This is a genomic window from Rhizobacter sp. (assembly GCF_035702065.1).
Taxonomy (GTDB): Bacteria; Pseudomonadota; Gammaproteobacteria; order Burkholderiales; family Burkholderiaceae_C; genus Rhizobacter.
Genome location: NZ_DASSRA010000321.1, coordinates 1 through 21,208, shown reverse-complemented (window position 1 = coordinate 21,208; position 21,208 = coordinate 1). Strand labels below are relative to the sequence as shown.

The window sequence follows — 21,208 nt, the reverse complement described above, 5'->3', positions numbered from 1 at the left end:
CGAAGTGGCGACTTGGGACGAGTTCTCCGGCCGGCTCGAAGCCGTGGAGCGCGTGGACGTGCGCCCGCGCGTGGCGGGCATCGTGCAAGCGGTGCACTTCCGCGAAGGCGCGCTGGTCGGCAAGGGCGACCTGCTGATCAGCATCGACCCCGCGCCCTACCAGGCCGAGCTGGAGCGCGCCGAGGCGCAGGTCGTGGCCGCGCAGGCCCGCCAGTCGCATGCCCACAGCGAATACCAGCGCGCCCGGCGGCTGCTCGATGAGCAGGCCATCGCCCAGCGCGAGTTCGACGAGCGCAACAACGCGCAGCGCGAGGCCGATGCCAACCTGCGCGCCGCGCAGGCCGCCTGGCAGACGGCCAAGCTGAGCCTCGACTACACCCAGGTGCGCGCGCCCGTGGCGGGCCGCGTCGGCCGGCTCGAGATCACCGTCGGCAACCTGGTGGCCGCCGGCCCCGGTGCGCCGGTGCTGACGACGCTGGTGTCGGTGAGCCCGATCTACGCCAGCTTCGACGCCGACGAGCAGGTGGTGGCCCGCACGCTGCGCGACCTGCCCAGCGGCGCCAGCGCCCGCGCGCAGCTGGAGCGCATCCCGGTGCAGATGGGCACCGCGGCCACCGCCGAGACGCCGTTCACCGGCCACCTGCAGCTGGTCGACAACCAGGTCGACGCCAAGAGCGGCACGGTGCGCGTGCGCGCGGTGTTCGACAACAAGGACGGCAGCCTGATGCCCGGCCAGTTCGCCAAGCTGCGCATGGGCCAGGCGAAGAACAGCACCGCCTTGCTGATCAACGAGCGCGCGGTCGGCACCGACCAGAACAAGAAGTACGTGATGGTCGTCGGCGCCGACAACACCGCCAGCTACCGCGAGGTGACGCTGGGTGCGCATGTGAACGGCCTGCGCATCGTGACATCCGGTCTCAAGCCGCAGGAGCGGGTGGTGGTCAACGGGTTGCAGCGCATCCGCCCGGGCTCGGTGGTGCAGCCACAACCCGTCGAGATGGAACTCAAGGCCGCGTCCGCACGGGCGCCCGCAGCCAAGTCCTGAGTTCCTGATCTCGCCGGCCTCAGCCCGAACGGGAGGAGGTGGGCGAACAGAAAAGACAAAGACAGAAAAGGTTCCCCATGAACTTCTCCAGATTCTTCATCGACCGGCCGATCTTCGCCGGCGTGCTCTCGCTGCTGATCTTCCTCGGCGGCCTGGTCGCCGTGCGCGGGCTGCCGATCTCCGAATACCCCGACGTCGTGCCGCCCTCGATCGTGGTGCGCGCGCAGTACCCCGGCGCCAACCCGCAGGTGATCGCCGAGACCGTGGCCACGCCGCTCGAAGAGGCCATCAACGGCGTCGAGAACATGCTCTACATGAGCAGCCAGGCCACCACCGACGGGCTGATGACGCTCACCGTCACCTTCAAGCTCGGCACCGACCCCGACAAGGCCCAGCAGCTGGTGCAGAACCGCGTGGGCCGCGCCGAGGCGCGCCTGCCCGAGGAGGTGAAGCGCCTGGGCGTGGTCACCATCAAGAGCTCGGTCGACCTGACCATGGTGGTGCACCTGCTGTCGCCCAGCGGCCGCTACGACATGACCTACCTGCGCAACTACGCGGTGCTCAACGTCAAGGACCGCCTGGCGCGCGTCGAAGGCGTGGGCGACGTGCAGCTGTTCGGCTCGGGCGACTACTCCATGCGCGTCTGGCTCGACCCGCAGAAGGTGGCGCAGCGCGGCCTCTCGCCGAGCGACGTGGTCGCGGCCATCCGCGGGCAGAACGTGCAGGCCGCGGCCGGCATCGTGGGCGCCTCGCCGGGCCTGGCCGGCGTCGACATGCAGCTTTCCATCAACGCGCAAGGCCGCCTGCAGAACGAAGAAGAGTTCGGCGACATCATCGTGAAGACGAACGCCGACGGCGCGGTCACGCGCCTGCGCGACATCGCGCGCCTGGAGCTGGGCGCGGCCGACTACTCGCTGCGCTCGCTGCTCGACAACAAGGACGCAGTCGCCGTGCCCATCTTCGCGGCACCCGGCTCCAACGCCATCGCCATCAGCGACGGCGTGCGCGCCACCATGGCCGACATCAAGAAGGCCATGCCCGAAGGCGTGGACTACGAGATCGTCTACGACCCCACGCAGTTCGTGCGCGCCTCCATCGAGTCGGTGGTGCACACGCTGCTCGAAGCCATCGCGCTCGTCGTGCTGGTGGTGATCCTCTTCCTGCAGACCTGGCGCGCCTCCATCATCCCGCTGCTGGCGGTGCCGGTGGCGGTGGTCGGCACCTTCGCGGTGATGAGCGTGTTCGGCTTCTCGATCAATGCGCTGAGCCTCTTCGGCCTGGTGCTGGCCATCGGCATCGTGGTCGACGACGCCATCGTGGTGGTCGAGAACGTCGAGCGCAACATCGAGGCGGGCCTCTCCCCGCGCGACGCCACCTACCGTGCGATGCGCGAGGTCTCGGGCCCCATCATCGCCATCGCCCTGGTGCTGGTGGCGGTGTTCGTGCCGCTGGCCTTCATCAGCGGCCTGACCGGCCAGTTCTACAAGCAGTTCGCGCTGACCATCGCCATCTCGACGGTGATCTCGGCCCTCAACTCGCTGACGCTCTCGCCCGCGCTGGCCGCCCTGCTGCTCAAGGGCCACGACGCGCCGAAAGACGCGCTCACCCGCGGCATGGACCGCGTGCTGGGCGGCTTCTTCCGCGGCTTCAACCGGCTCTTCGCGCGCGGCACCGCCGCCTATGGCGGGGGCGTCACGAAGGCCATCTCGCGCAAGGGCGTGATGATCGGCCTCTACCTCGTGCTGGCCGCCGCGACCCTGGGCCTCTTCAAGGCCGTGCCCAGCGGCTTCGTGCCGGCGCAGGACAAGCAGTACCTGATCGGCTTCGCACAGCTGCCCGACGGCGCCACGCTCGACCGCACCGAGGAGGTGATCCGCCGCATGAACGACATCGCGCTCAAGCAGCCCGGCGTCGAGCACGCGGTGGCCTTCCCCGGCCTGTCGATCAACGGCTTCACCAACAGCTCCAACTCGGGCATCGTCTTCACCACGCTCAAGCCCTTCAACGAACGCCGCGGCGCGGACCAGAGCGCGGCTGCCATCGCGGGCCAGCTCAACCAGAAGTTCGGCGCCATCCAAGAGGCTTTCGTCGTGATGTTCCCGCCGCCGCCGGTGCAGGGCCTGGGCACGACGGGTGGCTTCAAGCTGCAGCTCGAAGACCGCGCCTCGCTGGGCATCAAGGCGCTCGACGAGGCCCAGAAGGCCTTCATGGCCAAGGCCTACCAGGCACCCGAGCTGGCCGGCCTGTTCTCGAGCTTCCAGGTCAACGTGCCGCAGCTGTATGCCGACATCGACCGCACCCGCGCACGCCAGCTCGGCGTGCCGGTGACCGACATCTTCGACACCCTGCAGATCTACCTCGGCAGCCTGTACGCCAACGACTTCAACAAGTTCGGCCGCACGTACTCGGTGCGGGTGCAGGCCGACGCGGCCTTCCGCGCGCGAGCCGAAGACATCGGCCTGCTGAAGGTGCGCTCGACCAGTGGCGAAATGGTGGCCTTGTCGTCGCTGATGAAGGTCACGCCCACCTATGGGCCGGAGCGCGCCATGCGCTACAACGGCTTCCTGTCGGCCGACATCAACGGCGGCCCCGCGCCCGGCTACTCCACCGGCCAGGCGCAGGACGCGGTCAAGCGCATCGCCGCCGAGACGCTGCCCCCGGGCATCGGCTACGAATGGACCGACCTCACCTACCAGCAGATCATCGCTGGCGACACGGCGCTGTGGATCTTTGCCCTCTCGATCCTGCTCGTGCTGCTGGTGCTGGCCGCGCAGTACGAAAGCCTCACGCTGCCGCTGGCCATCCTGCTGATCGTGCCCATGGGTCTGCTCGCGGCCATGACCGGGGTGTGGCTCACGCGCGGCGACAACAACGTCTTCACGCAGATCGGGCTGATGGTGCTGGTGGGCCTGAGCGCCAAGAACTCGATCCTGATCGTGGAGTTCGCCCGCGAGCTGGAGCTGGCCGGCCGCACGCCCATCCAGGCCGCCATCGAAGGCGCGCGCCTGCGCCTGCGCCCCATCCTGATGACCTCGCTCGCCTTCGTGATGGGTGTGCTGCCGCTGGTGCTGGCCACCGGCGCCGGCGCCGAGATGCGCCGCGCGATGGGCGTGGCGGTGTTCACCGGGATGATCGGCGTCACCGCCTTCGGCATCTTCCTCACGCCGGTGTTCTACGTGCTGCTGCGCCGCCTGGCGGGCAACCGCGCGCTCAAGCACCACGGCGAGGTGCATGCGGCGCTACCCGCCGTCACCGCGACGCCGCACGGTGGCGGCGCCGCCCACACGCTCAAGCCCCAGCCGGGCTCGGCCATTGGCCGCCATGAATGAAGGAAGCAACATGAACAAGATCCTCGCCAGAAGCCTCACGCCCCTGCTCGCCGCCCTGGTGCTGGCCGGTTGCGCCAGCCCGCCGGTCGAGCCGGTCGCGCCCCCGGCCACGCCGGCCGCCTTCAAGTCCATCGACGGCCGCTGGGCGGCCCTGCCGCCCGCCGAGGCGCAAGCCCGCGGCGAGTGGTGGAAGGCCTTCGGCGACCCGCTGCTCGACGACCTGGTGGCACGCGCCGACCTCCACAACACCAGCATCCAGGGCGCCGCGGCGCGCCTGGCGCAGGCGCGCGCGCTGGTGCGTGCCACCAACGCCGAACGCCTGCCGCAGGTCGGTGTGGGCGCCTCGGTCGTGCGGCAGACCTTGCCGCTGGCCAGCGGCGTGATCCCCGGCCAGGCCGTCACCACCGGCAATGTCGGTGCCAACGCCAGCTGGGAGCTCGACCTCTTCGGCCGCGTCGCCAAGGCGGGCGACGCCGCCACGCTCGATGCGCAGTCGCGCGAGGCACTGCTGCAAAGCACGCGGCTGCTGGTGCAGTCGGAGGTGGCGCAGACCTACTTCGCGGTGCGCGCGCTGGATGCCGAGCGCGCGCTGATGCGCGAGTCGGTGGCCGCCTACCGCGACACCCTGCGCCTCACCGAAAGCCGCTACCAGGCCGGTGACGTGGGCGAGCTCGACCTGGCGCGCGTGCGCACCGAGGTCGCGTCCACCGAGTCGCAGGCCCTCGCGCTCGACCGGCGCCGCGCCGAGCTCGAGCACGCGCTGGCCACGCTGATGGGTGAGCTGCCAAGCAGCTTCGCGCTCGCCGAGGCCGCCGACTGGCGCGGCGCGCTGCCGCAGGTGCCGCCCGGCGTGCCCAGCCGCGTGCTCGCGCGCCGGCCCGACGTGGCGGCTGCGCAGCGCGCGATGCAGGCCGCACAGGTTCGCGCCGGTGTCGCGCGCACGGCGTGGTTCCCCGACGTGTCGCTCACCGCCTCGGCCGGCTACGTGTCCACTGAGTTGAGCGACATCTTCAAGTGGTCGGCGCGCGCCTGGGGCGTGGGCGCCCTGCTCTCGCTGCCCGTGTTCGACGGCGGCCGCCGCGAGGCCGGCGTGCAGACCGCCGATGCGCAATGGAACGCGGCCGCGGCCAGCTACCGCGAGCAGGTGCTGGGCGCCTTTCGCGACGTGGAGGACCAGCTCTCAGGCCTGAGCCTGCTGGCCGACCAAGCCAATGCCCAGGCACAGGCGGTGGAATGGGCCAGCCGCGCCACGCTGCTGTCGAACACGCGCTACCGCAACGGCTACGTCAGCCAGCTGGAGTTGCTTGATGCACGGCGCAGCGAACTCTCGAACCGCCGCATCGCGCTGCAGGTGCGCTCGGCGCAGTACCAGGCGACGGTGGGCCTGATCCGGGCGCTCGGGGGCGGGTGGGAGGGATAAGCCCGGCATGAAGGCGGCCCGTGATCCGCGAGAATCACGGGCTCACCCACTCGCCTGTTTCACCCATGACCGAAGCCACTGGAGCCGATCAACAACAGCGGCCTGCCCTGCCCGACCGCCTCTCCACCGACCCGCGCAGCCCGCACCACGTCGCCGCCGTGTTCGAGCACGAGATCGGCATCCGCCTGAACGGCAAGGAGCGCCACGACGTGGAGGAGTACTGCCTCAGCGAAGGCTGGGTCAAGGTGCCTTCCGGCAAGACCAAGGACCGCAAGGGCAACCCGCTGCTGCTCACCCTGAAGGGCAAGGTCGAGGCGTTCTACCGCTAGGCCCTTAGCGCTGCACGCCACCCAAGAGCCGCGCTGGCAACAGAAGCAAGGCGCGCAGCAGGGCGAACACCCCCTCGACGGCCACGCCGATCAGGCGGAACGGCAGCGAAAGCAGCCACACGAGCGGCCACAGCAGCAGGGCTGCGACCGCCAGCGGCCAGCACAGCACCAGCAGCAGGCACCAGGCGAGCACGGCCAGCAGTGTCTTCATCTGCGTCTCCTCAACCGGCCTGGCCGGGATGGGGGTTGCCGTAGACGGGCGCCGGCTCCTGCGGCACCACGACCCACAGCAGCAGGTAGACCAGGATGCCCGTGCCGCCGCAGAGCAGCAGCAGCGCAAAGGCAAGCCGCCACAGCCAGGTGGCCACGCCCGTGACGCGGGCGAGCCCACCGCACACGCCACCGAGCCAGCGGTCGCTGCGGCTGCGTTGCAAGGCATTGACGGCGTCGATCGCAGGCCCGGGGCCATTGACCACCCGCGCCTTGGCACGGGCGAATTCGTCGTCGGACAGCGCGCCGCGTTGATGCAGCTCGCTCAGCTTGTTCAGTTCGTCGCTGATGGACATGGCATGGGCCTCCTGGGGTGTTCAATGCAGACAGCCTAGCGCGCCGGCCGCGGCACGCCAGCGTCTTGCGACAGGCTGCCGTTGACGCCGACAGGGTGCACCGCCGGCCGATGCCCGTGGCCGTATTCTTGAACTCCGCCAACCACCGGGCAACCCCGCCACACTCCCGCCATGGAAGCCGTTCCCGAGCACTTCGAGCACCCGCAGGATGCGGCGGAGTTCAAGCGCGCGGCACGCCCCGGCATCGAGCTGTACCGCGCGCGCATCGTCCGCCACGCCTTCGACCCGCACACGCACGAGGCCTTCGGCCTGGGCGCGATCGAAGCCGGCGTGGAGCGCTTCCGCTACCGCGGCGGCGACCACCTGGCGCCCAGCGACACGCTGGTGCTGATGAACCCCGACGAGCTGCACACCGGCCGTGCCGAGACCGAACACGGCTGGCGCTACCGCATGCTCTACCTCGACGCCGACCTGCTCGCGCAGGTGACGGGCGAGCGCGGCTGGCACTTCGCGCAGCCCGTCGTCCACGACCCACTCACCGCGCGCCGCGTGAGCCGGCTGCTGGCGGCGATGTGGAGCGCGCCCGACATGCTGGCCGCCGACTGCGCACTGGTGGACCTGCTGCAGATGCTGCGCCCGCATGCGAGCACGGGTGGCACGCGCAGCGCGTCGCCCGCCTCGCGCACCGATGCGGCGCTGATGCGTGCGCACGACATGATCCGGGCGCGCTTCGCCGAGCCGCTCACGCTCGAGGAGATGGCGCACGAGGCCGGGCTGAGCCCCTTCCACTTCCTGCGCCGCTTCAAGCAGCGCTACCACGTCACGCCGCACCAGATGCTGATGGCGGTGCGCCTGTTCCGGGCCAAGCAGCAGCTCGCCGCAGGCCACGCCCCCGCGAGCGTGGCGGCCGACGTGGGCCTGGTCGACCAGCCCCACCTCACGCGCCGCTTCGCCCGCATGTACGGCGTGACGCCGGCGCGCTACCAGGCGCAATTGCGTACAAGACCGCTGCCATCGGCGTGACCGACACTCGGGCATGACCACCGGATTGCTGTTCGCCCTGGCCGCGGGCCTGATGTGGGGCCTCGTCTTCGTGGGGCCGCTGATGCTGCCCGAGTACCCAGCCACGCTGCAGTCGTTCGGACGCTATGTCGCCTTCGGGCTGATCGCGCTGCCGCTCGCCTGGTTCGACCGTTCACGCCTGCGCGAGCTCACGCGCGCCGACTGGCTCGAGGCGCTCAAGCTCGGCGCGGTGGGCAACGTCGTCTACTACCTGTTCCTGGCCAGCGCCATCCAGCGCGCCGGCGGGCCGCTGCCCACGATGATCATCGGCACGCTGCCGGTGGTGATCGCCATCACCGCCAACCTGCGCAGCCACAACCACGGCACCCGCCGCGAGGCCAAGCTGCCGTGGGCGCGCCTGCTGCCCTCGCTCGCGCTCATCGGTGCCGGCATCGCGCTCGTCAACCACGTGGAGATCAGCCACCTGCAGGAAGACCGGGACGCCGACCTCGGCCGCTACGCACTGGGCGCCCTGCTCGCAGTCGGCGCCGTGGTGTGCTGGACCTGGTACCCCATCCGCAACGCCGAGTGGCTGCGCGCCCACCCCGACCGCAGCCCACGCAGCTGGGCCACGGCGCAGGGCCTGGCCACGCTGCCGATCGCGCTCGTGGGCTATGCGCTGACCTGGGCCTGGCATGCACTGCGCGGTGACGCCTTTCCCATGCCCTTCGGCCCGCGGCCGGGCGACTACGTGCTGCTGATGTTCGCCATCGGCCTCTTCGCCTCGTGGCTGGGCACGGTGTGCTGGAACGAGGCCAGCCAGCGCCTCGCGCCCTCGCTCGCCGGGCAACTGATCGTGTTCGAGACGCTGGCTGCGTTGAGCTATGCGTTCCTGCTGCGCCACCAGTGGCCGCAGCCGCAGACGCTGGCCGGCATCGCGCTGCTGGTGGCCGGCGTGATGTGGGCGCTGAGGGCCCAGCCCGAACCGCTCGCGGCCGAAGGGCACGCCTCCTAGCTGTGAGAAGATTTCCCGCTCCAGCATTCACGGACGGGGACTCTCATGGCATTGCTGATTGTGGGCGCGCTGTTGGTGGCATTGGGCTTGTTCGCCGGTGGCGTGTTGGTGGCGTCTCCCCTGGGCTGGGCGCCGGCCGCGGTCGACCCGACGCTGTGGCTGCTGTTTCCGCTGCTCAGCATTGCCGGCTTCGCCCTCTTCGTGATCGGCGCCAAGACAGCGCACATCCGCGGGCTGTCGATGGCCGTGTCGTGTGCGCTGCTCGCGCTGGCGGTCATCGCGGCCGGCGGGCTGGTCTCGCGCGCCGCCGGGTTCGTGCACAGCGAAGCAGGCAGCCTCTCGCTCTGGTACGTGCTGGTGGTGGCCGGCCTGCTGGGTGCGATCGGCGCCGCCTCGAGAAGCCGCAGCGTTGACCCGGCCTGAGCCCGCAGCTTCGCAGCGCCTGCACGGCCTCGACGCCGTTCGCGCGGCCGCGCTGCTGCTGGGCATCTGCCTGCACGCGGCGCTTTCCTTCCTGCCCGGCGTGGACCCGCTGGTCTGGCCGATCACCGACACGCAGAAGAGCGTGCCACTCGGCCTGCTGAGCTTTCTCATCCACGTCTTTCGCATGTCGGTGTTCTTCATGGTGGCGGGCCTGTTCGCCCACATGCTGTATCACCGCCTCGGCTGGCGCGGCTTCTGGCGCAACCGGCTGATGCGCATCGCGCTGCCGCTCGCGGGAGGGTGGGTGATCTGCTACACGCTGGTCATCGGCATCGTGTTGTGGGCGGTGGCGCGCGCCCACCAGGGGCACCTGCCCGACCCCCTGCCACCGCAGTTCGCCGGTGCCAGCCCGAACTTCCTGCACCTGTGGTTCCTCTACGTGCTGCTGTGGCTGTATGCCATCGTCACCGGCCTGCGCCGCCTGTGGTGTGCCATCGACGTTCAGCGGCGGTTCGCCGCGCTCGCCGACCGCCTGCTGCGCTGGGCCCTGTCATCGCCGGCCGGGCCGCTGTGCCTCGCCTTGCCTGTTGCGACCGCGCTGTTCCTCGAGCCGGACTGGCTGGTCCTGCACGGCGTGCCCACCCCCGGCTACACCTTGCTGCCGCCCCTCGTGCCGCTGTTCATCTATGCCTGGGTGTTCGGCCTCGGCTGGCTGCTCGATCGCCAGCGCCATCTGCTGGACGGCCTGGCCGCACGGTGGCCGCGTCACCTCGTCATCGGACTGGTCGGGGTCGGGGTGGCCCTCTATCTGTACAACCGGCCAGACATCAAGCCGGTGCTGGCCCTGGCCTACGCCACGGGTCTGACGTACTGGACACTGGCCTTCATCGGTGCGGGCCTGCGCTTCTTCAGCCGGGCGAGCGCGACGGTGCGCTACCTGTCGGACGCGTCGTACTGGATGTACCTGATGCACCTGCCGGTGATCTTCGCGCTGCAAACGGCGCTCATGCTGGCCGACTGGCACTGGGCGATCAAGTACCTGCTGATCAACGTGGCCAGCTTTGCGATTCTCTTGCTGAGCTATCGCCATGCAGTGAGGCCGACGTGGGTCGGCCTCCTGCTCAACGGACGGCGCCGCTCCCGCGGCGCCGAAGCCTGACGGCTTAGAACGAGTGACGCAGGCCGAGCTCGAAGCCGGTCGAGTTGCCGCCCACCGGCGCAGCAATGTTCGACGAGGCCACCACACGGTTCTGCACACCATCGTTCGAGATGCGCGACACCGTGGTGTACAGCGCTGTGCGCTTCGACAGGTTGTACACGCCGCCGATGGCGAACAGGTCGGCATCGTCATCGTCGCGGGTACGGGTAGCGGCCGTGCCACCGGAGAGGTCAGCCATGCCGTACGAAGCACGCAGAACGAACGGGCCGAACGGTGCCGAAGCGCCGATCAGGTAGATACGCTCTTCACGGCCGATGTACTTGCTTTGCGAAGCCGAGCCCGCGAGCTTCAGGAAACCGAAGTCCCACGAGGCGCCGATCACGCCGAGCTTGAACTGATCGTCCGCCGCGTTGGCCTGGGTCTCGCTGTAAGCCAGCGTCACGTTCACGGGGCCAGCGGCGTAGCCGACACGGCCGCCGACGTACTTGTCGCCGACGTTGCCTTCACCGGCTGCCAGCGAGACGCTGCCGTACACGCCACCCAGGGTCTTGGGCAGGAAGTACTGCGCCTGGTTGTCGCCACGGGTCAGCGTGTTGACGGTGCCACCCAGGTTGAACTGAAGGTTGGAGTACTTACCGATGCCGTTGTCACCGAAGACGTCGAAGTCGGCGATCGCGGTGTAGGTGGGCACGAAGTCACGGCCGAGGCGGATCTCGCCGAAGGAGTTGCTCTCCAGGCTCACGGTGGTGCGGCGGTGCCAGAACTTGCCGCTGGAGTTGATGGTGCCGGTGTCGGGGTTCAGGGCTGCTTCGAGCCAGAAGCCTGCGCGCAGGCCACCACCGAGGTCTTCGACGCCACGGAAGCCGAGGCGGCTGCTGTTCAGGCCGTCGGTGCTGAGCTGGTACTGGTCAATGTCGCCGTTCTTGACGTAGCGGCCGTTGACGTCGACCACACCGAACACGGTGACGGAGGATTGAGCCGAAGCAACACCAGCGAAACCGGCGAGAACGGCAAGAGCGAAAGCATGTTTTTTCATCATGGAAGGGAGGTTCCAGAGGGTTAGGGTTCACGGCAATAGCCGCGGGCGATCTAATTGTTCTAGCAGCGCGATTTTGTACAGAGAAGTGCGCCGCCGATACGACAAAACCGTCATATCGATAGGCTTGTTGGTACGGCCCGACATGGCCTCCCGCGCATGGGGTCTTTCACAAAACCGACATCGCGCCGTGGACTAAATCAGGTTCAGCCGATGCCAGTGGTGAGCGCCTCGTCGAGCACTTCGATCCAGTGGCGCACCGGCGTCGCGGTGCCACTCTGCAGGTGCTGGATGCAGCCGATGTTGGCCGACACGATGACCTGCGGCTCGCTCGCCGCGAGGTGGCCCAGCTTGCGATCGCGCAGCTGCCTGGCCAACTCGGGCTGCAGCACCGAGTAAGTCCCTGCCGAGCCACAGCACAGGTGGCTTTCGCTCGCCGCGAGCTTGACCTCGAAGCCCACCATGTTGAGATGCGCCTCGACACCGCCGCGCAATTGCTGCCCATGCTGCAGCGTGCACGGCGGGTGGAAAGCCAGCACGCGCGACTTGGGCTTTCGCAGCTTCTGCTTGAGCCGCGGGCCGATGTCGGGCAGCAGCTCGCTCAGGTCGCGCGTGAGTTCGCTGATGCGCTTGGCCTTCTCGGCATAGGCCACGTCGTGCGCCAGCGCGTGGCCGTATTCCTTGACGGTGACACCGCAGCCCGAGGCGTTCATCACGATGGCCTCGACCTTGCCCGACACCACCATCGGCCACCACGCGTCGATGTTGCGGCGCATGTCGGCCAGGCCGCCTTCGGTGTCGGCCAGGTGGGTGCGGATGGCGCCGCAGCAGCCGGCGTCGTCGGCCACCAGGGTCTGGATGCCGGCGGCGTCGAGCACGCGGGCGGTGGCGCTGTTGATGTTGGGCGCCATGGCGGGCTGCACGCAGCCCATCAGCAGCAGCACCTTGCGCGCATGCTCGCGCGTGGGCCACTGGTGGGCGCGCTCGCTGGCCGGTGGCGGCACCTTGTCCTTGAGCGTAGCGGGCAGCAGGCCGCGCAGCTTCTGGCCGAGCTTGAGCGCCGGTGTGAAGGCAGCAGAGGTCAGGCCCTCTTTCAGCAGCCAGCGCACCGCCTTCTCCTTCGGCGGGCGCGGCACGCGCTGCTCGACGATCTGGCGGCCAATGTCGACCAGCTGGCCGTATTGCACACCCGACGGGCAGGTGCTCTCGCAGTTGCGGCAGGTGAGACAGCGGTCGAGGTGCAGCTGCGTCTTGGCCGTGACCGGCTCGCCTTCGAGCACCTGCTTGATGAGGTAGATGCGGCCACGCGGCCCGTCGAGTTCGTCGCCCAGCAGCTGGTAGGTCGGGCAGGTGGCGGTGCAGAAGCCGCAGTGCACGCACTTGCGCAGGATGGCCTCGGCCGCATCGCCTTCGCGTGTGCCTTTGAACTCGGGGGAGAGCTTGGTTTGCATGGCCTACAGCCCGGGGTAGAGCCGGCCTGGGTTGAAGATGCCCGCCGGGTCGAAGGACTTCTTCAGATCGCGGTGGATGCGATCGAGCGGTGCCTTGAGCGGCGCGAACGCCCCGCCGTGCTTGTGCTGCGCCATGAAGAGCGTGGCGTGGCCGCCGGCGCGTGCCGCCGCTTCGCGCACCTTGGCGGCCGAGGCCGAGGTGCACAGCCAGCGCTGCGCGCCGTGCCATTCAATGAGCTGCTCGCCGGGCAGGATGAGCGGGCGCGCCGTCTGCGGCAACGACACGCGCCACAGCGCCACGCTGCCGCCGGCCACCGCCTTCTGCGCCTTGGTGAAGTACTCGTCGGTGTGGTTGCGCAGGCCCTCCCAGAAGGGGCTGGCGTGCGCGGGCTCGATCACGTCGCCGCCCAATGTGCCGATGGCCGATTGCACCGCGGCCAGCGCGCCGCGCAGGCGCACGAGCAGGGTGCCGTCCCACCACGCGCTGGCGTTGAGCGGCAGCGGCTGTGCACCCCAGGTGTTGAGCTTGTCGAGCGCAGCGACCTGCTCCATCTGGAAGCGCAGCGTGGCGGTGGCAGGCGCCATCGGCAGCACCTTGAGCGAGACCTCCAGGATCACGCCCAGCGTGCCCAGCGAGCCGGCCAGCAGGCGCGAGACGTCGTAGCCGGCCACGTTCTTCATCACCTGGCCACCGAAGCTCAGCACTTCGCCCTGGCCGTTGAGCAGGCTGGCGCCGAGGACGTAGTCGCGCACCGCGCCCACCGAAGCGCGCGAAGGCCCCGAGAGGCCGGCGGCCACCATGCCGCCCAGCGTGGCGCCGGTGCTCATGTGGGTGACGAAGTGCGGTGGCTCGAAGGGCAGGCACTGGCCGCGCTCCTCGAGCACCGCCTCCAGCTCGATCAGCGAGGTACCGGCACGCGCAGTGACCACCAGCTCGCTGGGCTCGTAGCTGGAGATGCCGGCCAGCTCCTTGGTGGAGAGCGCCTCGCCCTGCGGCGCTTCGCCATAGAAACTCTTGCTGCCGCCGCCGCAGATGTTGAGGTGCCCGCCGGCGGCGCGGGCGGTGTGCACCTGGTCGATGAGGCGCTGCAGCGCAGGGTCGTGGTCGTTCATGGGAGGGCGTCATCCATTGCGCCGAATGGCGATGGTAACGGCCCGCCCCGCTGTCACCGCTACGGCGATCGCACAGGGATCGTCCGCGGCGGCTCCACCCCGATCGGCCGGCCGACCGTCAACGCCTCGCGCAGCGCATCGTCGAGCGCGAGAGACGGCGAGTCGGCCACCACGCCCAGCGCATCGAGCAGCTTCGCGAAGAACGCACGACCGGCGGCCGTGGCGGCGATGTCGAACACCTCGGCGTCACTGAGCCCGAACGCCTTCAGTTCATCGACCTGCACCTGGCTCACCTGCGACGCATCACGTGCGATCTGCCGTGCGAAGCGCAGCATCGCGCGCTCGGCCTCGGTCAGCCCGTCGCCGGGTTCACCCTTTGCGATGGCCGTGATCTCGGCATCGCTCAGGAACTCGCGCAGCTTGCGCCCGTGCGCCAGCGAACAGGCGGAGTTGCGCAGTTCGTGCGCCGCCGCGAAGGTCACGAGCTCGAAGCGGCGCACGTCCATGGGCCGGCGGATCTCGGCGAGCAGCTGGCCCCAGCGCGCCATCACCTCCGGGCGATGGCAGAACACAGTGGCGTAGTCGGGCACGTAGCCCCAGGCCGACTGCTGGCGCAGGTAGAGCGCGGCCACTTCGCCGTCGGCGGCGGTGGGGGCGATGGTGTGGATGAAGGGCATGGTCAGGCGGCCTGGCGTGGGTGCATCCACTTGGGCAGGAGGGTGTAGGGGTCGAGCGTCACCGTGCGGTCGTAGTCCACGCCGGCGGCGTCGAGCCGGCGTTGCATCTCGCCGCTGCGCATCGCGTCGAAGAGGTCGGTGCAGCCACCGAGGTGTTCACCGCCGATGTAGATCTGCGGAATGGTCGGCGAGCCGGTGTGTTCCTTCAGCACGGCGCGCATCTTCACGCCCAACTCGTCGCGCTGGAAGCGCACCGAGTCGACGTCGACGCTCTCGTAGGCGATCGAGAGCCGCGCGAAGAGCTTGCGCACGGCCCAGCAGAACTCGCACCACTCGAGCGCAAACATCACCACCGCGTTCTGTTCGACGACCTCGGTGACGAAGCCCTCGGCGCTGGCGTCGAGCGCGGGCGCAGGCGCTGCGGCCACCACGGCCGGTGGCGCCGCCGATGCGGCATCGAAGCGGTAGCCCGGCGTCGAGCGCGAGAGCGCCAGCTCCTCGGCGTCCATGTTGTCGCTGATGTGCTCGAAGAGCGGCGTCGACAGATAGCGCTCGCCGGTGTCCGGCAGCATGCAGACGATGTGGCTGCCCACCGGGCTGCGCTGCGCCACGTCGAGCGCGGCGGCCAGCGTGGCGCCGCTCGACGGGCCGACGAAGATGCCCTCCTGCGTGGCCAGCGCGCGCGCCAGGCGCAACGCCTCGCGGCCGGCCACCGGCACGATCTCGTCGACCAGGCCTTCCGTGATGGCCTGCTCGGTGAGGCGCGAGATGAAGTCGGGCACCCAGCCCTGCATCAGGTGCGGGCGGAAGTGCGGGTGGCTCGCGCTCGGCTGGCCCCTCGCATCGCGCGCCTGCGGCACGCCACTGCCGAGCAGCGGCGAGTTGTCGGGTTCGGCCACCACCACGCGGATGTTCGGATCGGCCGCCTTCAGCCCGCGCGCCGTGCCGAGCAGCGTGCCGCCGGTGCCGAAGCCGGTGACAAAGGCGTGCAACGGATCGCCGCCCATGTCGGCCAGGATCTCGGGCGCCGTGGTGCGGGTATGCACCTCGGCGTTGGCCTCGTTGTCGAACTGGCGGCAGAGGTACCAGCCGTGCTTCTCGGCCAGTTCGATCGCCTTGTTGAGCATGCCGCTGCCCTTCTCGGAGGCCGGCGTCAGCACCACCTTGGCGCCGAGGAAGCGCAGCATGCGGCGCCGCTCCAGGCTGAAGCTCTCGGCCATGGTGACCACCAAGGGGTAGCCCTTCTGCGCGCAGACCATGGCCAGGCCGATGCCGGTGTTGCCGCTGGTCGCCTCGATCACCGTCTGCCCCGGCCGCAGCGCGCCGCTGCGTTCGGCGTGCTCGATCACGGCGCGGGCCATGCGGTCCTTCACCGAGCCGAGCGGGTTGAAGGATTCGACCTTGACGTAGACCGTGACGCCCGCAGGCGCCAGCCGGTTCAGGCGCACCAGCGGCGTGCGGCCGATGGTCTCGAGGATGTTGTCGTAGCGGGCCATGAGGCTCTCCTGGTGGGTGCAGGACGCCATGCTCTCCCCCAGGCGAGGGAGCCACCGTGGGAGCCAGCGTGGAATTTGCGTTTTTGAGGGCGCAGGCCGTTGTCGTGCGCCCGGGCCTCGTCCTACAGTGGCGCTTCTCTTGCGGCTTCCTTTCACAGCAACCCACGGCATGGCAGGGCTCGAACTCCGTTTCCTCGGCGACTTCGCGGTGCTGCGCGATGGCTGCCCCGTGCCCTTGCCGCCGTCGAAGAAGACACGCGCGCTGCTGGCCTACCTGTGCCTGCAGCCGCGCCGATTCAGGCGCGAACAGCTGTCCGAACTGCTGTGGGACGTGCCCGACGACCCGTTGGGCTCGCTGCGCTGGAGCCTGTCGAAGTTGCGCCGCATGGTCGATGACCCCGGGCAGACACGCCTCGTGGCCGACCGCAGCACCGTGGGCATCGATCCCATCGGCGCGGCCATCGACGTCTCGGAGCTGCGAGCCTTGGTCAGCCAGAACCTCAGCCAGGCCACGACCGAGGTGCTCGAAGCCGCCGCCAGCCGCCACCGCGGCAGCTTCCTCGAAGGGCTGGAGTTCTCCAGCTTCCACGCCTTCAACGCCTGGTGCATGGCCGAGCGCGCGCAAGCCCTGCGCGACCGCGCTGCGCTGCTCGGCGAGCTGGTCCGGCGCACGGCCGAGGTGCCCGACAGCGCACTGCCGCATGCGCGCGCACTGGTCGGCCTCTTTCCCTACGAAGAGAGCCACCGTGCCACGCTGATCCGGCTGCTCAATGCGGCGCGCCAGCCGTCTGAAGCCGAGGAGCAGTACCAGCTCGGCCTGCGCATGCTGAAGGAGGCCGGCGTCGCCGCGACCGGCGCCCTGGTCGCCGCCCGCCGCGTGCCACGCATCGACGCGCCACCCGTTCCCGTGGCCCACGGCCGGCGCGCCACCGATGCGCTGCGCGCGCCGGCCGACCAGCGTCTCGTCGGCCGCGAAACCGAGATGCAGTGGATCGGCGATGCCCTCGCCGACACCCGCGCCCCGCGCCCCGCGCACCGCCGTGCTGCTGCTGAGCGGCGTGCCCGGCATCGGCAAGAGCCGTGTGCTCGAAGCGGCACTCGCGATGGCGCGCGAGCACGGTGCCTTCGTGCTGCGGGCGGCGGCCTTCGAGTCGGACGCGATCCGCCCCTTCTCGATCTGGACCGACGCGCTGCGCCTGCACGGCAACGCCCGCTACGACGCGGCCTTCGGCGCGCGTGACGACACCCCCTTGGGCGGAGGGGACGCCGCCAACCGCGACCGTCTCTTCGCCGCGTTGAGCGACCTGGTGGCGCATGAATCCACCACCCGCCCGGTGGTGCTGCTCTTCGACGACGTGCAGTGGTGCGACGAGTCGAGCGCCGCCGCGCTCGCGTACGTGGCGCGCATGAACAAGGGCCGCCCCCTGCTGGCCGTGCTGGCGGCGCGCGATGCCGAAGCGCGCGACAACGTGCCGCTGCAGCAGGCGCTGCGCAGCCTGCGCCGCGATGGCCTGCTGCGCGAGGCCGAGCTGGGGCCGCTGCCGGTGGCCGCGCTGGTGCGGCTCATCGACCTGCAGGTGCCCGGCTCCGACAGCATCCGCCTCAGCGCGGACTGCAGCGGCAACCCCTTGCTGGCCCTGGAGCTGGCGCGCGCCGAACGCGCCGGCACCGCCATGGGTTCGCTCGACGAGCTGGTGCGCGAGCGCCTCGCGCGCGATGGCGCGGTCGGCGCCGAGGTGCTGCGCTGGGCCGTGGTGCTGAGCCCGCGCATCCACGTCGACACCATCACGCAGGTGTCGGGCCTCGACCAGACCGAGATCGAAACCGCCTTCGACAACGCCGAGCGCCACGGCATGCTGCGCACCGGCGAGCAGGGGCTGCGCTTCACGCACGACCTCATCGCACGCGCCATCTACACCGACATCTCGCCGCTGCGCCGCCAGGTCATGCACCGGCGTGTGGCCGAACTGCTGGAGCAGGACACGGCGCAAGACCTGGCCCGCGCCGCCGACCTGGCCCACCACGCCACGCTGAGCGCCGACCCCGGCCTGGCCGCCCGCGCGCTGGTGGCCGCCGGCCGCCTGAGCCTGCGCTTCTTCGCCAATGCCGACGCGGCCGCGCTCGCGCGCCGCGGGCTGCTGCTGGCGAAGACGCTGCGCGACGCCGAGCGCGTGCGCGTGGAGATCGACCTGCACGACATCCTGCTCGCCGCCAGCCCCCTGCAGCAGGCCGTGGCCGACGAGTACACCGCGCTCGCCGAGAAAGCACTCGACCACGGCGCGCTCGCCCATGCGCGGCTCGGCTACCACATGGCCGCCACGGTGCGCTGGGCCATGGGCCACTGGAGCGCCGCGCGCGAGCAGACGCTGCAGGCCATGCGCGCCGTGCGCGGTGGACACGACGAGGCGCAGATCGTCGGCATGGCCGAGACCGCCAAGTGCCTGGTGATGATCGAGCGCGACATCCCGCAGGCCGACGCGATGCTGGCTGAAGCGAGCGTGCTCGCCGAGCGCAAGGGCTTCAGCCACCACGCCATCGCCGCGGGTCTGGGCATGCTGCGCTTCCACGCCGACCGGCTGGACGAAGCGGCCGAGTTCTTCCGCGAAGCGCGCACGCTGTGCAAGGCCGCCGGCGACCGCGTGAGCGAGTACCAGGCCAACGAGTACCTCGTGATGATCGAGCTGCAGCGCGGCCGGCTGACCGAGGCACGCGAGCGCAGCCGCGAGCTGCTCGCGCTCGGCGACAGGCTGCGCGAAGGCAGCGAAGAGCCCTTCGCCCGCGCCATGGCCCGCCTGTGCGACTACGCCGTCGACGATGACGACGACGGCCTGGAAGCCGCACTCGTCGACCTGCGCATCGCCGACGCCAAGCACCGGCTCGCTTACGTGCTCACGCGCGCCGCGCTGATCGACTGCGAGCGCGGCCGGGCTGAGGCGGCCACCCGCCGCGCCACCGAGGCCCTCGCCTACGCCACCCAGCTCGACCGCGCGACCGAGATGCTGCTCGCGAACGCCGTGCTCTCGCGCGACTGCAGCGTGGCGGGCGACAAGGCCGGCGCCACACGCTTCGCCCATGAAGCCGAGCGCCTGGCGGCCAGTGGCGCCGCGCTGTGGACGCGCGCGATCCTCAAGCGCCTGGCCCAGCATCGCAACCGCAGCACCCAAGAAGAAGCCCGATGAGCACCGACATCTTCATGGAACGCCTGTGGCCGCAGCCGCAGACCGACGCCGACATGCAGACCATGATGGAAGCCATGGGCTGCCTGAACATCCACCGCATCACATGGTGCGGCAGCCTGCTCTCGGCCGATGGGCGCGAGATGTTCTGCCACTTCCGTGGGCCCGATGCCGAGTCGCTGCGCATCGTGATGCGCAGCATGCCGCTGCCGCCCGGTCGCATCTGGGCCTGCACCGTGCAGGACACCCGGCCCGAGCTGGGCGCCGCCGAACTCGCGCGCGCCAACGTCATCGTCGGCCACGAGTTCGACAGCCCGGCCGACTACGCAGCGCGGGAGTTGAGCGAGAAGGTCAACATGGGCTGCTTCCAGCTCCACCGTGTGCGGCGTGTGCGCAGCTACCTCTCGACCGACCGCCTGCGCATGTTCAGCCTGTACGAGGCGCCCGATGCCGAGTCGGTGCGGGTGGTGCAGCGCCAGGCCGAGCTGCCTCCGGATCGGGTGTGGGCGGTGAGGCGGTTCTCGCCGCCCTGAGCGGCCCGATTCGAGCAACCGGCTTAACATGCCCCCCGACCCGACCAAGGGAGCATCCATGAGTCTGTCTGGCGTTTTCGCGCACGTGGTGGCGCTTGTCGGCGATGCCGCGATCTGGTGGCGGCGGCTGCAAGGCACGGATCATCCGCAAGCTGTTGGCAGCACGCCCACGGTCCCCGAAGCCAGGCCGCAAGGGCGCATCCCGACACTCAAGATGCCGACCGCCAGAGGCTGGGCGCCGGGCCAGACACCGGTGGCCGCACCCGGCCTGAAGGTCAACGCGTTCGCGGCCGGCCTGAAGCACCCGCGCTGGATCCACGTGCTGCCGAACGGCGACGTCACCGTCGCCGAAGCCCTGTTCATGCCGGGCCCGGCCCGATCGATCTTCGACTACGCCATGTTCAGCACGATGAAGCGTGCCGCGGCCATCGGCGTCAGCCCGAACCGCATCACCTTGCTGCGCGATGCGGACGGGGACGGCGTGGCCGAGACACGCGAGGCCTTCCTCGAGGGGCTGAGCCAGCCGTTCGGCATGGCGCTGGTCGGCGACACCTTCTATGTCGGCAACACCAACGGCGTGGTCGCCTTCCCCTACGTGACGGGCACGACCCGCATCACCGCACCCGGCCGCAAGCTGACCTCGTTCAAGCCGCACGGACACTGGACACGCAGCCTGCTGGCGAGCCCGGATGGCAGCAAGCTCTTCGCCGGTGTCGGCTCGCTGAGCAACATCGGCGAAAGCGGCATGGCCGCCGAAGAAGGCCGCGCCTGCATCTACGAGCTCGATCTCGCCAGCGGCCGGATGCGCAGCTTCGCCTCGGGCTTGCGCAACGCCGTGGGCCTGGCGTGGGAGCCGAACACCCGCGCGCTCTGGACGGTGGTCAACGAGCGCGATGGCCTGGGTGACGAGACGCCGCCCGACTACCTGACATCCGTGAAGGACGGTGGCTTCTACGGCTGGCCGTACTGCTACTGGGGCCAGACGGTGGACGACCGCGTGCCGCAGGACGCCGCGGCCGTTGCCCGGGCGATCACGCCCGACTACGCCTTGGGGGGCCACACGGCCTCGCTGGGCCTGTGCTGGATGCCGGCGGGCACCTTGCCTGGCTATGGCGACGGCATGGTGATCGGTCAGCACGGCTCATGGAACCGCAGCAAGCTGAGCGGCTACAAGGTCGTCTTCGTCCCGTTCCACAACGGGCGCCCGGCCGGGCCACCGGTCGACATCCTGAGTGGGTTTCTCGCGCCCGATGAAAGCGTGTCGTACGGACGACCCGTCGGCGTGGCGCTGGGCCCCGACGGCTCGCTGCTCGTGGCCGATGACGTGGGGGATGTGATCTGGCGCGTCAGCGCCGCGTAGACACGCTGCCGAGGAACTTCCAGCCCGCCGAAAGCTTGACGAACACGAAGCCCGTCGAAGCGTCGTGGAACACCTCGT

The 21,208-nt window shown here is 70.0% G+C and carries 18 protein-coding genes and 1 pseudogene; 12 read left to right on the top strand and 7 right to left on the bottom strand.

Translation table 11 applies throughout. The features are described 5' to 3' along the window. The 4 genes from VFL64_RS14300 to VFL64_RS14285 form a co-directional block, all read left to right on the top strand. Positions 1-1,045, top strand: a 1,045-nt coding sequence (locus VFL64_RS14300; RefSeq protein ID WP_489541050.1) for an efflux RND transporter periplasmic adaptor subunit, incomplete at its 5' end; no start/stop codon positions are given. Positions 1,046-1,122: 77 nt separating this feature from the next. Further along, positions 1,123-4,374 (top strand): efflux RND transporter permease subunit, encoded by a 3,252-nt coding sequence (locus VFL64_RS14295; protein WP_489541049.1) that lies wholly within the window; start codon positions 1,123-1,125, stop codon positions 4,372-4,374. Between the two features lie 10 nt (positions 4,375-4,384). Continuing rightward, positions 4,385-5,794 (top strand): efflux transporter outer membrane subunit, encoded by a 1,410-nt coding sequence (locus VFL64_RS14290; RefSeq protein ID WP_489541048.1) that lies wholly within the window; start codon positions 4,385-4,387, stop codon positions 5,792-5,794. A gap of 65 nt (positions 5,795-5,859) precedes the next feature. Further along, on the top strand, positions 5,860-6,123 hold the full coding sequence (locus tag VFL64_RS14285; RefSeq protein WP_489541047.1) for a DUF3297 family protein: 264 nt from the start codon (positions 5,860-5,862) through the stop codon (positions 6,121-6,123). 4 nt (positions 6,124-6,127) lie between these two features. Here the strand turns inward: VFL64_RS14285 and VFL64_RS14280 are convergent, their stop codons facing one another. Next, a complete protein-coding gene (locus VFL64_RS14280) occupies positions 6,128-6,334 on the bottom strand; it encodes a hypothetical protein (RefSeq protein ID WP_489541046.1) in 207 nt (68 codons plus the stop codon). Positions 6,335-6,344: 10 nt separating this feature from the next. Next, complete coding sequence (locus tag VFL64_RS14275; protein ID WP_489541045.1) at positions 6,345-6,689, bottom strand: PspC domain-containing protein; 345 nt, start codon at positions 6,687-6,689, stop codon at positions 6,345-6,347. 171 nt (positions 6,690-6,860) lie between these two features. On the opposite strand from VFL64_RS14275, the gene VFL64_RS14270 reads away from it, so the two are divergent. From VFL64_RS14270 to VFL64_RS14255, 4 genes are read left to right on the top strand one after another with little or no spacing between them, the layout of a single operon-like run. Next, the gene (locus VFL64_RS14270) at positions 6,861-7,712 is read left to right on the top strand and encodes an AraC family transcriptional regulator (RefSeq protein WP_489541044.1); all 852 of its coding nucleotides are present in this window, start codon (positions 6,861-6,863) and stop codon (positions 7,710-7,712) included. Positions 7,713-7,725: 13 nt separating this feature from the next. Next, positions 7,726-8,706 carry a DMT family transporter gene (locus VFL64_RS14265; protein ID WP_489541043.1) on the top strand — a complete coding sequence of 327 codons (981 nt, stop codon included), beginning with the start codon at positions 7,726-7,728 and terminating at the stop codon, positions 8,704-8,706. Between the two features lie 45 nt (positions 8,707-8,751). Continuing rightward, positions 8,752-9,129, top strand: coding sequence for a hypothetical protein (locus VFL64_RS14260; RefSeq protein ID WP_489541042.1), 378 nt, complete (start codon positions 8,752-8,754; stop codon positions 9,127-9,129). After that, positions 9,116-10,288: an acyltransferase family protein gene (locus VFL64_RS14255; protein WP_489541041.1), complete on the top strand. Its 1,173-nt coding sequence runs from the start codon at positions 9,116-9,118 to the stop codon at positions 10,286-10,288. The genes VFL64_RS14260 and VFL64_RS14255 overlap by 14 nt, the downstream gene beginning before the upstream one ends. Before the next feature lie 4 nt (positions 10,289-10,292). Here VFL64_RS14255 and VFL64_RS14250 read toward each other — a convergent pair whose 3' ends face one another. From VFL64_RS14250 to cysK, 5 genes are all read right to left on the bottom strand, one after another. Beyond that, positions 10,293-11,324: a porin gene (locus VFL64_RS14250; protein ID WP_489541040.1), complete on the bottom strand. Its 1,032-nt coding sequence runs from the start codon at positions 11,322-11,324 to the stop codon at positions 10,293-10,295. 206 nt (positions 11,325-11,530) lie between these two features. After that, positions 11,531-12,775 (bottom strand): glycolate oxidase subunit GlcF, encoded by a 1,245-nt coding sequence (gene glcF, locus VFL64_RS14245; protein WP_489541039.1) that lies wholly within the window; start codon positions 12,773-12,775, stop codon positions 11,531-11,533. A gap of 3 nt (positions 12,776-12,778) precedes the next feature. Continuing rightward, positions 12,779-13,888, bottom strand: a complete 1,110-nt coding sequence (glcE, locus tag VFL64_RS14240) for a glycolate oxidase subunit GlcE (protein ID WP_489541038.1) — start codon at positions 13,886-13,888, stop codon at positions 12,779-12,781. Between the two features lie 59 nt (positions 13,889-13,947). Then, the gene (locus VFL64_RS14235) at positions 13,948-14,565 is read right to left on the bottom strand and encodes a carboxymuconolactone decarboxylase family protein (protein WP_489541037.1); all 618 of its coding nucleotides are present in this window, start codon (positions 14,563-14,565) and stop codon (positions 13,948-13,950) included. A 2-nt stretch (positions 14,566-14,567) separates the two neighbouring features. Then, positions 14,568-16,061 (bottom strand): cysteine synthase A, encoded by a 1,494-nt coding sequence (gene cysK / locus VFL64_RS14230; RefSeq protein WP_489541036.1) that lies wholly within the window; start codon positions 16,059-16,061, stop codon positions 14,568-14,570. Here cysK and VFL64_RS14225 point away from each other — a divergent pair. From VFL64_RS14225 to VFL64_RS14210, 4 genes and pseudogenes are all read left to right on the top strand, one after another. Further along, positions 16,060-16,917, top strand: a pseudogene (locus tag VFL64_RS14225) (AfsR/SARP family transcriptional regulator); the annotation flags it as partial. The gene cysK and the pseudogene VFL64_RS14225 overlap by 2 nt on opposite strands. 184 nt (positions 16,918-17,101) lie before the next feature. After that, on the top strand, positions 17,102-19,240 hold the full coding sequence (locus VFL64_RS14220) for an ATP-binding protein (protein WP_489541035.1): 2,139 nt from the start codon (positions 17,102-17,104) through the stop codon (positions 19,238-19,240). Next, positions 19,237-19,770 carry a nickel-binding protein gene (locus VFL64_RS14215; protein ID WP_489541034.1) on the top strand — a complete coding sequence of 178 codons (534 nt, stop codon included), beginning with the start codon at positions 19,237-19,239 and terminating at the stop codon, positions 19,768-19,770. Before VFL64_RS14220 ends, VFL64_RS14215 begins: the two co-directional genes overlap by 4 nt. Positions 19,771-19,828: 58 nt before the next feature. Beyond that, positions 19,829-21,130 (top strand): PQQ-dependent sugar dehydrogenase, encoded by a 1,302-nt coding sequence (locus VFL64_RS14210; RefSeq protein ID WP_489541033.1) that lies wholly within the window; start codon positions 19,829-19,831, stop codon positions 21,128-21,130. Positions 21,131-21,208: the final 78 nt, after the last annotated feature.

What these genes read in the sequence shown, in the direction of transcription:
- VFL64_RS14295 (WP_489541049.1), top strand. Translation starts at nt 1,123, where the DNA reads ATGAACTTCTCCAGATTCTTCATCGACCGGCCGATCTTCGCCGGCGTG.
- VFL64_RS14290 (WP_489541048.1), top strand. Translation starts at nt 4,385, where the DNA reads ATGAACAAGATCCTCGCCAGAAGCCTCACGCCCCTGCTCGCCGCCCTG.
- VFL64_RS14285 (WP_489541047.1), top strand. Translation starts at nt 5,860, where the DNA reads ATGACCGAAGCCACTGGAGCCGATCAACAACAGCGGCCTGCCCTGCCC.
- VFL64_RS14280 (WP_489541046.1), bottom strand. Translation starts at nt 6,334, where the DNA reads ATGAAGACACTGCTGGCCGTGCTCGCCTGGTGCCTGCTGCTGGTGCTG.
- VFL64_RS14275 (WP_489541045.1), bottom strand. Translation starts at nt 6,689, where the DNA reads ATGTCCATCAGCGACGAACTGAACAAGCTGAGCGAGCTGCATCAACGC.
- VFL64_RS14270 (WP_489541044.1), top strand. Translation starts at nt 6,861, where the DNA reads ATGGAAGCCGTTCCCGAGCACTTCGAGCACCCGCAGGATGCGGCGGAG.
- VFL64_RS14265 (WP_489541043.1), top strand. Translation starts at nt 7,726, where the DNA reads ATGACCACCGGATTGCTGTTCGCCCTGGCCGCGGGCCTGATGTGGGGC.
- VFL64_RS14260 (WP_489541042.1), top strand. Translation starts at nt 8,752, where the DNA reads ATGGCATTGCTGATTGTGGGCGCGCTGTTGGTGGCATTGGGCTTGTTC.
- VFL64_RS14250 (WP_489541040.1), bottom strand. Translation starts at nt 11,324, where the DNA reads ATGAAAAAACATGCTTTCGCTCTTGCCGTTCTCGCCGGTTTCGCTGGT.
- glcF (WP_489541039.1), bottom strand. Translation starts at nt 12,775, where the DNA reads ATGCAAACCAAGCTCTCCCCCGAGTTCAAAGGCACACGCGAAGGCGAT.
- glcE (WP_489541038.1), bottom strand. Translation starts at nt 13,888, where the DNA reads ATGAACGACCACGACCCTGCGCTGCAGCGCCTCATCGACCAGGTGCAC.
- VFL64_RS14235 (WP_489541037.1), bottom strand. Translation starts at nt 14,565, where the DNA reads ATGCCCTTCATCCACACCATCGCCCCCACCGCCGCCGACGGCGAAGTG.
- cysK (WP_489541036.1), bottom strand. Translation starts at nt 16,061, where the DNA reads ATGGCCCGCTACGACAACATCCTCGAGACCATCGGCCGCACGCCGCTG.
- VFL64_RS14215 (WP_489541034.1), top strand. Translation starts at nt 19,237, where the DNA reads ATGAGCACCGACATCTTCATGGAACGCCTGTGGCCGCAGCCGCAGACC.
- VFL64_RS14210 (WP_489541033.1), top strand. Translation starts at nt 19,829, where the DNA reads ATGAGTCTGTCTGGCGTTTTCGCGCACGTGGTGGCGCTTGTCGGCGAT.